The sequence below is a fragment of the Pseudomonas sp. YuFO8 genome (assembly GCF_035065025.1).
GTDB classification, from domain to species: Bacteria; Pseudomonadota; Gammaproteobacteria; order Pseudomonadales; family Pseudomonadaceae; genus Aquipseudomonas; species Aquipseudomonas putida_AE.
Genome location: NZ_JAXDEQ010000028.1, coordinates 47,866 through 60,737 on the forward strand (window position 1 = coordinate 47,866; position 12,872 = coordinate 60,737).

The window sequence follows — 12,872 nt, forward strand, 5'->3', positions numbered from 1 at the left end:
ACCCATGATCTCCAGCGACGAACATGCCCGCCTGCTGCGGCTGGCGACCCGCGCCTCGGTGGCGGTGGCCTGCACGCTGATCGTCGCCAAAGCCATCGCCTGGTGGCTGAGCGGGTCGGTGAGCATGCTCGCCGGGTTGACCGACTCGGCACTCGACGGCGTAACCTCGCTGCTCAACCTGCTGGCGGTGCACTACGCCTTGCGCCCGGCCGATGACGACCATCGTTACGGGCATGGCAAGGCCGAGTCGCTGGCAGGCATGGCCCAGGCGCTGTTCATTGGCGGCAGTGCGGTGTTGATTGCGCTACAGGCAGTGGACCGGCTCAAGCATCCGGAACCGGTGGGTGCACCGTGGATCAGCATCGGCGTGATCGTGTTTTCGCTGGGCCTGACCCTGGCGCTGCTGATGTTGCAGCATCGAGTAGTCAAGGCCACCGGTTCCAACGCCGTGCGCGCCGACTCCCTGCATTACCGTTCGGACATGCTGCTCAATGGCAGCATCCTGGTGGCGCTGGTGCTCGCCGGGTTTGGCTGGCATCGGGTCGACCCCTGGTTCGGCCTGGGGATTGCCGCGTACATCCTCTGGAGCGCGATCACGATTGCCAGGGAAAGTTTTGCCGTGTTGATGGACGAAGAGCTGCCGCCGGATGTCAGCCAGCACATGCTGGAACTGGCCTGCAGTGTGCCGGGGGTGCTAGGCGCCCATGACTTGCGTACGCGGATTTCCGGCAACCAGTGGTTTGTGCAGTTGCACCTGGAGTTGCCGGGGGAGCTGACCCTGTCAGTCGCCCACGGCATCAGCGATCAGGCCGCCGATGCAATTCATGCCGCCTACCCGCGGGCCGAAGTGCTGGTGCACGCGGATCCGATAAAGGCAGTTTCAAGCTCCAAGCTTGAAGCTACAAGATGAAGGCTTAGCGCTGACTTGTAGCTTGTTGCTTGAAGCTTGAAGCTTGTAGCTTGTAGCTTGTAGCTGCTACTGAACCCCATAACCGCGACTGCTCAGGCATCCGCCCTGGGCCTGGCGGTAGGTCTGCACCACCGTCGGGTCCGGTTGATAAGTATCGACCCGCGGGTCAAAACCACTCTGCTCGACCGCCCAGCGGTAGCAATCGTAGCCATCCTGGTTGACCTGCTCCGGTGACTGGCCGCTGGCCGGATAGGCCTCCACATCGTAGCCATTGCCACTCGCCAACGGTTGGCCGGGCGGCTCGACCACCACGTAATCCTGAGTGCTTTCCTGATAGGCGTAATAGGACCCCGCCGCCAGGAACAGCAACGATCCACCGATCCAGACTTCACGGGCGTAATCGGGCAGATACTGGATGCGAATCCCGCGCGGCGGCTGCACCACCACATAACGCGGACCTTGCGGGCGATACCAGTAGCCGCCGGAGTAGTAGTAATCCCGGCCCCCATAGGGCACTCGGTAGTCGCGGTCGGGGAAGCGGTCGATCACGTGCCCCGGACGATATTGCGGGCCGGGGCCCCATCCATTGCCGTGGCCACTGGGGCGACCCTGCCAATGGTTACTGTCATTGGACGGTGCGCCTATGTAGCCATTCCAGTGCTGGTTGGGATCGTTGCGCCGCGGCTCGTCCTGATAGTAACCACGCCGCGGCGGCTGAGTCTGTTGTACCGTGTCCGGTCGAGGCTGGATGGGCAGGTCATTGGCCGGCAGTTGCGGCGGTGGTGGCGGCGAGCGCACCCGGCTGTTGTAATCCGGCGCTGGACGGCTTTGCCCTTGGTTATTGTTGTGCGGATTCTGATTCTGGCCGTTGTCCTGATGCCCGCCGCCCCCGTGTTGTCCACCCTCGGGGCCGCGGTTCTGCGGCTGATCGGCCAACGATTGCGCGCTGACACTGACACATAACAAACCAACACCGGCCAAACGCCAGATGCGCGATCTCATGCTTTTCCTCAATGCGGGTCAGGGCCTGTACGTAAGACTGGAAATGCACAGGCCGGTTCTGCAACAGGTTATCAGTCGCGCAACTTATTTATTGAGGGCGGGCGGCAAATTGCGGCCAAGAAAAAGGGGAGACCCGTCGGCCTCCCCTTGAGAACTTCGTCCGTGCTCGACGCTTTTGACGTCGGCTCACCTCACGCCGTCTTCTGGACAGTGTGCAGCTCGGGGGCCAGCACATCCCCTGTGGGGGTGGCGACCGCGGCGGGCCTGATTCGGCGGGCCGCATTGGACTGTTTGTCCGAGCAGTGATTCTGGTGATAAGAATAGGCCTGGAGCACCGGCAGAGGATTGCGAAGATTGCTGAAATAAACATCACTTGCGCAATTTTTAACCCTGGATAGATAATCTGTCGCAATAGTTATGACAAGGGACCGTTTGATGAGCAAACTCGACCGATACGACCTGAGCATTCTGGCTGAATTGCAGCGTGACGCGCGCATTTCCAACCAGGAGCTGGCCGAACGCATCGGCCTGTCGCCTTCACCCTGCTCTCGGCGGGTCAAGCAACTGGAGGACGATGGCTACATTACCCGCCAGGTGGCCCTGCTCGACCGCAAAATGCTCGGCTTGAGCCTGACGGCGTACGTACTGATCGGCATGGACCGGCACACGCCGGAGCGCTTCGAAAACTTCGAAGCCGCCATCCGCACCTTGCCGCAGGTACTGGAATGCAGCCTGGTGACCGGGATGGATGCCGATTATCAACTCAAGGTGGTGGTGCCGGACATGGACCATTATCAGAAATTGCTGCTGGGGCACCTGACGCGGATTGAGGGGGTGACCAGTGTGCGTTCGAGTTTTGTGTTGAACCAGGTGTTGAATAGCACCGAATTGCCTTTGACTCATCTGCGCAGTTGAGGACGCCTTCGCTGGCAAGCCAGCTCCTACAGGGTTTCATTTGCGCTGGAGATTCATTGTAGGAACTGGCTTGCCAGCGAAGGGGCCAGCACAGGCGACGAATAGCTGCGACACACTGCCGCAGGTCAACTCCCAACCAATGTCCATTGGCGTATACTCCGCGCGCCCTTTCAGCCTCGCCCGCGCGGAGATGTTCAATGGATCCTGCAGTTTTTGAAGAGTGGATGATGACCGGCCTGGTCAGCATCCTGATCATTTTCATGGGTTTCATCGTCTGGGATCTGGCGAAGAAGTCCAAGGCCGGGCGGTTCGGCTCGTTCATCCTGTTTTTCGTGCTGGGGCTTGGCGTGGCGGCATTCGTCATCAAGAGCGTGGTGATCGGCCTGATCGAAACCGGCACTTTATAAGCGCGCCGGCACCTCTTTCCACTGGCCCTGATCGAGCCCCTCGATCGACCAGTCACCGATCCTGACCCGCACCAGCCGCAACGTCGGCAACCCGACCGCCGCGGTCATGCGGCGCACCTGCCGGTTGCGGCCTTCGCGAATCACCAGCTCCAGCCAATGGGTCGGCACGCTTTTACGAAAGCGTACCGGCGGGTTGCGCGGCCACAACTGCGGCTCATCCAGTTGCCGCGCCTCGGCAGGCAGGGTCATGCCATCGTTCAATTCGACACCGTCACGCAAGCGCTGCAACTGCTCGGCGCTCGGCTCGCCTTCGACCTGCACCCAGTAGGTCTTGGCCAGTTTGTGTTTCGGGTCGGCGATGCGCGCCTGCAATTGGCCGTCGTTGGTCAGCAGCAGCAGGCCTTCGCTGTCGCGGTCCAGCCGTCCGGCGGGGTAGATCCCCGGAATGTCGATGTAGTCCTTGAGGGTCGCGCGCCCTTCTGCATCGCTGAATTGCGTCAGCACATCGAATGGTTTGTTGAACAGGATCAACTTGGGCGCGGCCGGCGGCGCCTTGGCGACACGGCGCGGGGCTGTGGGGGATGGCTTTGCGCCAGGGCGGCGGGAAACAGGACGTGGCGGACGGGACATGGCGGACAAACATCTAACGGTCAGGGCTGCCAATGCTAGTAGCCCGACCGTTAAATGACCATCGCCAAATCAGCGGAATGGCGGCTCGTCGAAGCTGCGCAGCTTGCGCGAGTGCAACGAGTTGAGCTCGGTGCGCAGCAGATCCACGGCTTCGATGCCGATTTTCAAGTGCTGGCTGACCGCGCGTTCGTAGAAGGCGTTGGCCGAACCTGGCAACTTGATCTCGCTGTGCAGGGGTTTGTCCGACACGCACAGCAGCGTGCCGTAAGGCACCCGCAAGCGATAACCCTGGGCCGCGATCGTGCCGCTTTCCATGTCCACCGCCACCGCGCGGGACAGGTTGATAAGCGGCCGCTCCTGGGCCCAGCGCAGCTCCCAGTTACGATCGTCGTAAGTCAGTACGGTGCCGGTGCGCAGGCGCTTTTTCAGTTCGTCGCCCTTCTCGCCGGTGATGTTGGCCGCTGCCTGCTGAAGCGCAAGCTGCACTTCGGCCAAGGCCGGAATCGGAATGTTCGGCGGCACCACCCGGTCGAGAATGCCGTCACGGCGCATATAGGCGTGAGCCAGCACGTAGTCGCCAATGGTCTGCGACTGGCGCAGGCCACCACAGTGGCCGATCATCAGCCAGCAATGCGGACGCAGCACCGCCAGGTGGTCAGTGATGTTCTTGGCGTTGGACGGACCGACGCCGATATTGACCAGGGTCACGCCGTGACCGTCAGTGGCGATCAGGTGGTAGGCCGGCATCTGGTAGCGATGCCAGACCACGCCAGCGGCAATCGCCGAGGCTTCGCCGTGATCCATGCTCTTTTCGATGATCACGTTACCCGGCAGCACCATGCGCACGAAGCGCGGGTCGTTGCGCAATTGCTCCAGGCCATGGACGATGAACTGGTCGACGTAACGGTGATAGTTGGTCAGCAGGATCCACGGCTGTACATGCCGCCAGTCGCTGCCGGTGTAATGCACCAGGCGGCGCAGGGAAAAATCCACCCGGGCGGCATCGAACAGCGCCAATGGCAGCGGGTCGGTGTTTTCCCAATCGTACAAACCGTCGGCAATACCGTCGGTCGCCGCCGACAGGTCGGTACTCGGGAACACCCGCGCCAGCACGGCGGCGGTGACACCGGAACCGGCCAACTCATCGCCCTGCTCGACCACGTACGGATAAGGAATGTTCTGCTGGCTGACACCGACCTCTACGGTCACGGTGAAGTCGTGCATCAACGGCACGAGCTGCTCCAGCAGGTATTTACGGAACGCGGCGGGATGGGTGACGGTGACGCTGTAGGTGCCCGGCAACTGGACCTTGGCGTAGGCGCGCGTGGTCTGCGGGACTTCGCCCTGGCAGTGGTAGGTCAGACGCAGTTCGGGATAACGAAACATCGCCCGTTGTTCGGCGTCCGGCTCGACACGATCCTTGAGATAACGCTTGAGCGCCTGGTTCAGCGCGGTGGTTGCACGATTGTGCAAGAGCGCAAGCCGGTCTACAGCTTGCTCGGCGGTTTGAACGACAATAAAAGCTTCGGTCACGATCAGCATCCTGTGTTCTGACTTGCAGGCCTTCATCTTGCCTGTATCGTCGCTTCACGGGAACCCTGTGGGAGCGGGCTTGCTCGCGAAAGCGGTGTCCCTTTCAACATTGATGTTGACTGACAGTCCGCCTTCGCGAGCAAGCCCGCTCCCACAATGGTTTTGTAGTGTTCATGAACCTGAGTTCAGAATCCTTGCGGGGTGGACCGGGCGACTATCGCCTCCACATCCACTCCTCGCGGCAACCCACCGTAAACCCGGCCGCCACCCTTCAAACGACTGGCGATAAACCCGTCACTCACCGCCGCGTTCCCCGCCTCCAGCAACAGCTTGGCCTGTAACCCAAGCGCAATATCCTCGGTCAATTGCCGCGCACGGTACTGAATGTCGCTGGTGTCCTTGAAAGCGCTCTGCAGCTGGCTGATGTGCGCGGCCAGGCGTTTGTCGCCATGACCATCGCCCAACTCGCTGAACAGCGCATCGAGCACACCCGGCTCCTTGGACAGGGCGCGCAGCACATCGAGGCATTGCACGTTGCCGGAGCCTTCCCATGTCGAGTTCACCGGGGCCTCGCGGTAAAGGCGTGGCAGGATGCTGTCTTCGACGTATCCCGCGCCGCCCATGCACTCGGCGGCTTCGTTGATCATGGCCGGCGCGCGTTTGCAGATCCAGTACTTGCCCACCGCCGTCACCAGCCGGGCGAACTTCGCTTCCTGTGCGTTTTCCAGATGATCCAGCGCCTGGCCCATGCGCAGGCTCAAGGCCAGGGCGGCCTCGCTTTCCAGCGCCAGGTCGGCCAGCACGTTCTGCATCAAGGGCTGTTCGCTGAGCAACTTGCCGCCAACGCTGCGGTGGGCGCAATGATGGCTGGCCTGGGTCAGTGCCTGGCGCATCAACGAACTTGAGCCGACCATGCAATCGAAACGGGTCATGGCGACCATCTCGATGATCGTCGGCACGCCGCGCCCCTCTTCACCGACCATCCACGCCAGGGCACCGCGAAACTCCACTTCGCTGGAAGCGTTGGAGCAGTTGCCGAGTTTGTTTTTCAGGCGCTGGATGTAGAACTGATTGCGCGTATCGTCCGGACGATGTCGCGGCAGCAGGAAACAGGTCAGCCCCTTGTCCGTCTGCGCCAGCGTCAGGAAGGCATCGCACATGGGCGCCGAACAGAACCACTTGTGCCCCACCAGTTCGTACGGCTGGCCAGGGCCGCCGGTACCCACCGGATAAGCCTTGGTGGTGTTGGCGCGGACATCGGTGCCGCCTTGCTTCTCGGTCATCGCCATGCCGATGGTGACGCCGGCCTTGTGGGCCATGCCGACATTGCGCGGGTCATACTCGGTGGACAGAATCTTTGGCAGCCATTGATCTGCCAGGTCCGGTTGCAGGCGCATCGCCGGAACACTGGCAAACGTCATGGTCAGCGGGCAGCCACTGCCGGCTTCGGCCTGACTGTGCAAGTACGTCATGGAGGCGCGGGCGACATGGGCACCGTCCTGCGGATGAGCCCAGGGCAACGAAGTCAGGCCATGGCCGACCGCCGTGCGCATCAACTCGTGATAGGCCGGATGAAACTCCACCAGGTCAATTCGATGCCCGTAGCGGTCATGGCTGCTGAACACCGGTTTGTTCTGGTTGGCCAGAAAGCCAGCTTCCATCAATGGTCCGCCGGCCAGCGCTCCGTATGCGTCAATCCGCGATTCGGCCCAACCGGCCCCAAAGCGCCGCGACCATTCCTGAAGAGGCAAGTCGATGCGGTACAGGTTGGCGCCGTCCAGCGTGGGCGGCTGGTTGGTGACTTCGTGGGTTTCGGCGAACTGATGCAGGTTCATGACGGGGCTCCTTTGGTCAGCCAAGGGACTTCAGTTAAGCACCGCCCCTTGGCCGAACAAAGTGTCATATCTGCCTAACTGTCGGCACTTTCGCCCTGCTCAGTACAGAGCACTCGACGATAAAGCGCGGCTTGCAAGTCCTCGAACTTCACCGGTTTGCTCAAATGGTCGATCTGCGCGCCGCTCGGGCAGCGCTCCCGGTCGGTACCCAGGGCGATCATGAACACCGGCAGTTGCGCGCAACCGGGCATTGCCCGGATCTCGCAGCACACGGAAACGCCGTCCAAAGACTGCAACTGACAATCGACCAGCACCGCATCGAACGTTTCACGCTGCAGCAAATCGAGCGCGGCGTGACCGCTGTCAGCCGTGCGCACACGGAATCCGAGCTTGAGCAACATACCGCGCATCACCAAGTGATTGACGTTGCTGTCATCCACCAGCAATACGCTGCAATCCTGGGGCAGGCGCATTTGTGCCAACTGCCGCATCGCGAGTGGCGTGGCAGACCGCTCCGGTGCCGGCAGGTCAAATTCGACGTCAAGCTGAAACCGGCTGCCACGCCCAGGCTCGGAGCGGTGTGTCAGGCGCCCGCCAAGCAGCTCCACTAATTGTCGGCAGATGGCCAGGCCGACACCCAGCCCGCCGTACTCGCGCGTCATCGAACCGTCGAGCTGGAAGAAGCGCTGATACATCGTCGCCTCCCCAAGGTCGGTGAAGCCGATACCGGTGTCGATCACCGCAAAGGACAACGCCAGTCGCTCGGGGTTGAGCGTTTTCCCCGTGACCCGCAGCGCCAGTCCGCCGACCCGGGTGAACTTGATGGCGTTATCCAGCAGGCACTCCAGGCATTGCGCCAACTTGGCGCTGTCGCCGTGCAGGCGATCCGGCACACCCGGTGCCACGTCGACCTTGAAGTCCAGCGATTTGCTCGAGGCATTGCCGTCGAACTGTGCGCGCAAGGCCTCGACCACGGCGCGCAAACTGAAGGTGGACGGGGTCGCCTGGAGCTTGCCCGCCTGCAACTCGGTGAGGGTGAGAATGCCATTGACCATACGCATCATGTCCCGCGCCGACCCCGCGGCCGTTTGCTGATATTGCTCCAGCTCAGGATCCATCTCGACGGTCTGCATCAGCTCCAGCGACCCGATCACGCCATTCATGGGTGTGCGCAACTCGTGGGTCAGGGTGGCGAGGAATTCGTCCTTGAGCTTGTTGCTGTGCGCCAGTTGCTGGTTAAGCACCTCAAGCTTTTGCCCCGCCTCGAGCAGGGTTTGCGCCTGCTGCTCGCGCATGGCGTTGATGCGGTCGGCCAGGGCCATGGACAGGAGCGCCACTTCGATGGCCGAGCCAATCTGGCTGGAGTACATGGTCAGGAACACGTTCGGCAGGTAACCCAGCACCATCAAGGTATTGATGATGCCGCCGAGCAGAAACGCCGACCAGGCGATGATGAAATATCGCGCGACCCGCAAGCCACGCAGCCAGGCAAAAATCCCCGCGGCAAAGATCACCACCGTGAAAGTCAGTGCCAGGGTCGTGGCCAGGCGCAACGCCAGGGCGTAGCTGGTCATCAGGGACAACCCGACTACCAACGCGCCGAACGCCACCAACGCCAACAGCAAGCGGTCCATCCAGCGGCTGAGGGTAGCGGTCTGCAGGAAGCTGCGGGCGAACTGGCTGCCGAACAACCCGGCGCAACCGATGAAAAACGGCGTCGAGGCGTTGGCCCACCAGGGATTGTCTGGCCAGAAGTACTGCACGGCGGCGCCGTTCACCGACAGCTGATACAAGCCGAACGAGGCGATGTAGAAGATGTAGTAGAGGTAGCTGGTATCGCGCACGCTGAGGTAGATGAACAGGTTGTAGACCAGCATCCCCAGCAGTACACCGTAGATAAGCCCCAGCACATAGAGGCGCACCGGCTGGTCTTCGAGATACGCCGTGCTGGACCACAGCGTGACCGGCGCCTGGATCGACCCCTGGCTTTGCAGGCGCAGGTACAGGGTTTGCGCCTGGTCAGGGGTAAAATCCACAGTGAACAGGTAGTTGTTCTGGCGGATTTCGCGACTGTCGAACGGCAAGGCATCGCCGGTTTGCCTGGCCAATTCATAGTTTCCGCTTGCATCAGGCAGATACAGGTCGAGGTGATCGAGCGGTGGGTACGCCAATTCCAGCAGCCAGGTCCTTTGCGCAGCCGGGTTGGTCGGGCGGTAATGCAGATCGATTTTCAGCCAGAACACCGAACGCGAGTAACCGGCGTTGAGGGTGGCTTTATCATGCGCCTTGAAGTTGCCGGCCGCGGCCTGCGCACGGACATCCGCGACGGTCAACTGACCACCGACATCTTCAAACACTTGCAGGGTTCGCCCGAGGGGAAGGCTTTGGGTGAGTTCATTGAACTCAACGGCGTTCGCCAAGAGGGGCAAACACAACACAAACATCAGCAAATAGCGCATTCATGCCCCAGCGTGGCCTGTCCGGTCCTGTCAGGAAGCCCCCCATTCCTTTTGAGTAGACGTAAGACCGGTGATACCTGTTATTGGTTTGGATCCACTCTAGCATAGCCGTTGATGGCTAATGAGCACTACCAAAATTTTTCCTACAAAGGCTCTAGCACGGGCGTTCCAGCGAAGATTATTGAGATAGAGCCCGCGCCCCATGTAGGAGCTGCCGAAGGCTGCGATCTTTTGAAGGTCGCGCAGCTGTCTGCGGTTATGCGCACGCACCGAAAAAAGATGTTTGGTGGTAAGCTCGCGCACCATGAATATCTACAGCTCTCGCCCCGTTGTCCTCTGTCTCTCCGGCCACGACCCAAGTGGTGGCGCCGGCTTGCAGGCAGATATCGAAGCCTTGCTCGCCCAGGGTTGCCATGCGGCTCCGGCCGTCACCGCCCTGACCGTGCAGGACACTGTCAATGTCACTGATTTCCGCGTGCTCGACCGTGAGTGGGTGTTGGCCCAGGCCAACGCCGTGCTCAACGATTCCGAAGTCGCGGCCGTCAAGCTCGGCATGCTCGGCTCCCTGGAAATGGTCGACACCGTGGTCGAACTGCTCTCGGCGCACCCGCACTTGCCGGTGGTCTGTGACCCGGTGCTGCGTGCCGGCGGCGGCGGTCGCCTGGGCAAGGACGAAGTCGGCTACGCCATGCGCGAACGCCTGCTGCCGCTCTCGATCATCGCCACCCCCAACCTTCCCGAAGCCCGGATCCTCGCCGAACTGCCGGAAGGCACCGCGGACCAGTGCGCTGAAAAACTCCTGCCGTTCGTCAAACACCTGCTGATCACCGGCGGCCATGGCGACGAAACCGAAATCCACAACCGCCTGTACAGCCGCGATGGCTTGCGCGAAACCTACACCTGCCAACGCCTGCCCGGCAGTTATCACGGTTCGGGTTGCACCCTGGCCAGTGCCCTTGCCGGCCGTCTGGCCCAAGGTGAAAACCTCGCCAGCGCCGTACAGACTGCACTTAACTACACGTGGCGCACCCTGCGCGATGCGGAGCAGTTGGGCAAAGGCCAATTCGTGCCACGCCGCCTGCCTCTGGACTTCTGTTCGTAACGCCATGAGGCCTGCTCGATGAAACTACGTGGCCTGTACGCCATTACCGACAGCCAGTTGCTGGCCGGTAAATTCCTTTCGTACGTGGAGGCGGCGCTGGAAGGCGGCGTCACCCTGCTGCAGTATCGCGACAAGAGCAGCGATGAAGCCCGTCGACTGCGCGAGGCCGAGGCCCTGCGCGATCTGTGCGAACGCTACAAGACCCGATTGATCATCAACGACGACGCCGAGCTCGCCGCACGCCTGAACGTGGGAGTGCATCTGGGCCAGACCGATGGCCCGCTGTCGCCGACCCGCGCCCTGCTCGGCTCCAAAGCCATCATCGGCTCGACTTGCCACGCGCAACTCGAACTGGCCGAGCAAGCTGCCAGGGAGGGCGCCACTTATGTCGCCTTCGGCCGCTTCTTCAATTCCACCACCAAGCCCGGCGCACCGACCTGCAGCCTCGACTTGCTCGACCAGGCCCGCAAGCAGTTGCACCTGCCGATCTGCGCGATCGGCGGCATCACCCTGGACAACGCCGCCCCGCTGGTGGCCCACGGCGTCGATCTGCTGGCGGTGGTGCATGGCCTGTTCGGCGCCCAGAGCACGGCTGAAGTGACCCGCCGCGCCCGCGCCTTCAACGAACTACTAAAAATCTGATTTTGAGAGCCCGATCATGTCTCGTTCCGAAACGCTGTTTGCCAATGCCCAGAAACACATTCCCGGTGGCGTGAACTCGCCGGTTCGCGCGTTCAAGAGCGTTGGCGGCACGCCGTTGTTCTTCAAGCACGCCGAAGGCGCCTACGTCACCGATGAAGACGACAAGCGTTATGTGGATTACGTCGGCTCCTGGGGCCCGATGATCCTCGGCCACAGCCACCCGGACGTGCTGGACGCCGTGCGCAAGCAGCTTGAACACGGCTTGTCCTACGGCGCGCCGACCGAGATGGAAACCCAGATGGCTGATCTGGTCTGCTCGCTCGTACCCTCGATGGAAATGGTGCGCATGGTCAGCTCCGGCACCGAAGCGACCATGAGCGCAATCCGCCTGGCCCGTGGTTTCACCGGTCGCGACAGCATCATCAAGTTCGAAGGCTGCTACCACGGTCACTCCGACAGCCTGCTGGTCAAGGCCGGCTCCGGCGCCCTGACCCAAGGTGTGCCGAGCTCGGCGGGTGTACCGGCGGCGTTCGCCAAACACACCCTGACCCTGCCGTTCAACGACATCGATGCGGTTGAAGCCATGCTCGCCGAAGTCGGCCAGGATGTGGCGTGCATCATCGTCGAGCCGGTCGCCGGCAACATGAATTGCGTGCCACCGGCCCCAGGCTTCCTCGAAGGCCTGCGGACCTTGTGCGACAAGCACGGCGTGGTGCTGATTTTCGACGAAGTGATGACCGGTTTCCGTGTTGCCCTCGGCGGCGCCCAGGCTCACTACGGCGTGACGCCAGACCTGACCACCTTCGGCAAGATCATCGGCGGCGGCATGCCGGTGGGTTGCTTCGGCGGCAAGCGCGAAATCATGTCGCGCATCGCCCCGCTGGGTCCGGTCTATCAAGCCGGTACATTGTCGGGTAACCCGCTGGCGATGGCGGCGGGCCTGACCACCTTGCGCCTGATCAGCCGCCCGGGCTTCCACGACGAACTGACCGACTACACCACTCGCCTGCTCGACGGCTTGCAAGTGCGTGCCGATGCGGCAGGCATTCCCTTCGTGACCACCCAGGCCGGCGGCATGTTCGGCCTGTACTTCAGTGGCGCCGACGACATCGTGACCTTCGATGACGTGATGGCCAGCGACGCAGCCTTGTTCGGCCGTTTCTTCCACCTGATGCTGGAAGGTGGCGTGTACCTGGCGCCAAGCGCATTCGAAGCCGGCTTCACCTCGATCGCCCACGGCGAAGCCGAGTTGAAACTGACCCTGGATGCCGCCGAGCGCGCATTTGCTGCACTGAAGTAACGCCGTAGCGCTGACGCTGGCCATCACCAGCGTCAGCTTTTGCCTACGCTCCTGCCCTTTTTCCTACTCATCTGCTAATAATCCCGAACAAAGTGGGCGATATATTTCCCGCGCAGCAGAAAAACGAGTAAAGACTT

Annotated in this window: 11 protein-coding genes; 6 read left to right on the forward strand and 5 right to left on the reverse strand. The window is 61.9% G+C overall.

Features of this window, described 5'->3' with window-relative positions; translation table 11 throughout:
- The first annotated feature begins 4 nt into the window (after positions 1-4).
- The gene (locus SOP95_RS22225) at positions 5-910 is read left to right on the forward strand and encodes a cation diffusion facilitator family transporter (RefSeq protein WP_274074477.1); all 906 of its coding nucleotides are present in this window, start codon (positions 5-7) and stop codon (positions 908-910) included.
- Between the two features lie 66 nt (positions 911-976).
- On the opposite strand, the gene SOP95_RS22230 is transcribed toward SOP95_RS22225, so the two are convergent.
- Complete coding sequence (locus tag SOP95_RS22230; RefSeq protein ID WP_323608330.1) at positions 977-1,912, reverse strand: DUF6515 family protein; 936 nt, start codon at positions 1,910-1,912, stop codon at positions 977-979.
- Between the two features lie 435 nt (positions 1,913-2,347).
- Here SOP95_RS22230 and SOP95_RS22235 point away from each other — a divergent pair, with 435 nt between their 5' ends.
- Both SOP95_RS22235 and SOP95_RS22240 read left to right on the forward strand, forming a co-directional pair.
- Positions 2,348-2,827 (forward strand): Lrp/AsnC family transcriptional regulator, encoded by a 480-nt coding sequence (locus SOP95_RS22235; protein ID WP_007894448.1) that lies wholly within the window; start codon positions 2,348-2,350, stop codon positions 2,825-2,827.
- Positions 2,828-3,024: 197 nt separating this feature from the next.
- On the forward strand, positions 3,025-3,234 hold the full coding sequence (locus SOP95_RS22240) for a DUF2788 domain-containing protein (protein WP_046815823.1): 210 nt from the start codon (positions 3,025-3,027) through the stop codon (positions 3,232-3,234).
- Here the strand turns inward: SOP95_RS22240 and SOP95_RS22245 are convergent.
- The 4 genes from SOP95_RS22245 to SOP95_RS22260 form a co-directional block, all read right to left on the reverse strand.
- Positions 3,229-3,864 carry a pseudouridine synthase gene (locus tag SOP95_RS22245; protein ID WP_323608332.1) on the reverse strand — a complete coding sequence of 212 codons (636 nt, stop codon included), beginning with the start codon at positions 3,862-3,864 and terminating at the stop codon, positions 3,229-3,231. The two genes, SOP95_RS22240 and SOP95_RS22245, sit on opposite strands and share 6 nt — an antisense overlap.
- A 69-nt stretch (positions 3,865-3,933) precedes the next feature.
- On the reverse strand, positions 3,934-5,433 hold the full coding sequence (amn, locus tag SOP95_RS22250; protein ID WP_274074474.1) for an AMP nucleosidase: 1,500 nt from the start codon (positions 5,431-5,433) through the stop codon (positions 3,934-3,936).
- Positions 5,434-5,582: 149 nt separating this feature from the next.
- Complete coding sequence (locus SOP95_RS22255; protein ID WP_323608333.1) at positions 5,583-7,232, reverse strand: acyl-CoA dehydrogenase family protein; 1,650 nt, start codon at positions 7,230-7,232, stop codon at positions 5,583-5,585.
- Positions 7,233-7,306: 74 nt separating this feature from the next.
- Positions 7,307-9,691, reverse strand: a complete 2,385-nt coding sequence (locus SOP95_RS22260) for a 7TM diverse intracellular signaling domain-containing protein (RefSeq protein ID WP_323608334.1) — start codon at positions 9,689-9,691, stop codon at positions 7,307-7,309.
- Between the two features lie 304 nt (positions 9,692-9,995).
- On the opposite strand from SOP95_RS22260, the gene SOP95_RS22265 reads away from it, so the two are divergent.
- Genes SOP95_RS22265 through hemL form a run of 3 tightly spaced genes read left to right on the forward strand, consistent with a single transcriptional unit; the run spans position 9,996 to position 12,735 of the window.
- Positions 9,996-10,793: a hydroxymethylpyrimidine/phosphomethylpyrimidine kinase gene (locus tag SOP95_RS22265; protein WP_046815827.1), complete on the forward strand. Its 798-nt coding sequence runs from the start codon at positions 9,996-9,998 to the stop codon at positions 10,791-10,793.
- An 18-nt stretch (positions 10,794-10,811) separates the two neighbouring features.
- Complete coding sequence (gene thiE / locus SOP95_RS22270) at positions 10,812-11,435, forward strand: thiamine phosphate synthase (RefSeq protein ID WP_274074471.1); 624 nt, start codon at positions 10,812-10,814, stop codon at positions 11,433-11,435.
- Positions 11,436-11,451: 16 nt separating this feature from the next.
- Positions 11,452-12,735, forward strand: coding sequence for a glutamate-1-semialdehyde 2,1-aminomutase (gene hemL / locus SOP95_RS22275; protein WP_008066019.1), 1,284 nt, complete (start codon positions 11,452-11,454; stop codon positions 12,733-12,735).
- The last annotated feature ends 137 nt before the right edge of the window (positions 12,736-12,872 follow it).

Bases quoted from the DNA above. Each gene is read 5' to 3' on its own strand.
- SOP95_RS22225 (WP_274074477.1), top strand. From the start codon at position 5: ATGATCTCCAGCGACGAACATGCCCGCCTGCTGCGGCTGGCGACCCGC.
- SOP95_RS22230 (WP_323608330.1), bottom strand. From the start codon at position 1,912: ATGAGATCGCGCATCTGGCGTTTGGCCGGTGTTGGTTTGTTATGTGTC.
- SOP95_RS22235 (WP_007894448.1), top strand. From the start codon at position 2,348: ATGAGCAAACTCGACCGATACGACCTGAGCATTCTGGCTGAATTGCAG.
- SOP95_RS22240 (WP_046815823.1), top strand. From the start codon at position 3,025: ATGGATCCTGCAGTTTTTGAAGAGTGGATGATGACCGGCCTGGTCAGC.
- SOP95_RS22245 (WP_323608332.1), bottom strand. From the start codon at position 3,864: ATGTCCCGTCCGCCACGTCCTGTTTCCCGCCGCCCTGGCGCAAAGCCA.
- amn (WP_274074474.1), bottom strand. From the start codon at position 5,433: ATGAAGGCCTGCAAGTCAGAACACAGGATGCTGATCGTGACCGAAGCT.
- SOP95_RS22255 (WP_323608333.1), bottom strand. From the start codon at position 7,232: ATGAACCTGCATCAGTTCGCCGAAACCCACGAAGTCACCAACCAGCCG.
- SOP95_RS22260 (WP_323608334.1), bottom strand. From the start codon at position 9,691: ATGCGCTATTTGCTGATGTTTGTGTTGTGTTTGCCCCTCTTGGCGAAC.
- SOP95_RS22265 (WP_046815827.1), top strand. From the start codon at position 9,996: ATGAATATCTACAGCTCTCGCCCCGTTGTCCTCTGTCTCTCCGGCCAC.
- thiE (WP_274074471.1), top strand. From the start codon at position 10,812: ATGAAACTACGTGGCCTGTACGCCATTACCGACAGCCAGTTGCTGGCC.
- hemL (WP_008066019.1), top strand. From the start codon at position 11,452: ATGTCTCGTTCCGAAACGCTGTTTGCCAATGCCCAGAAACACATTCCC.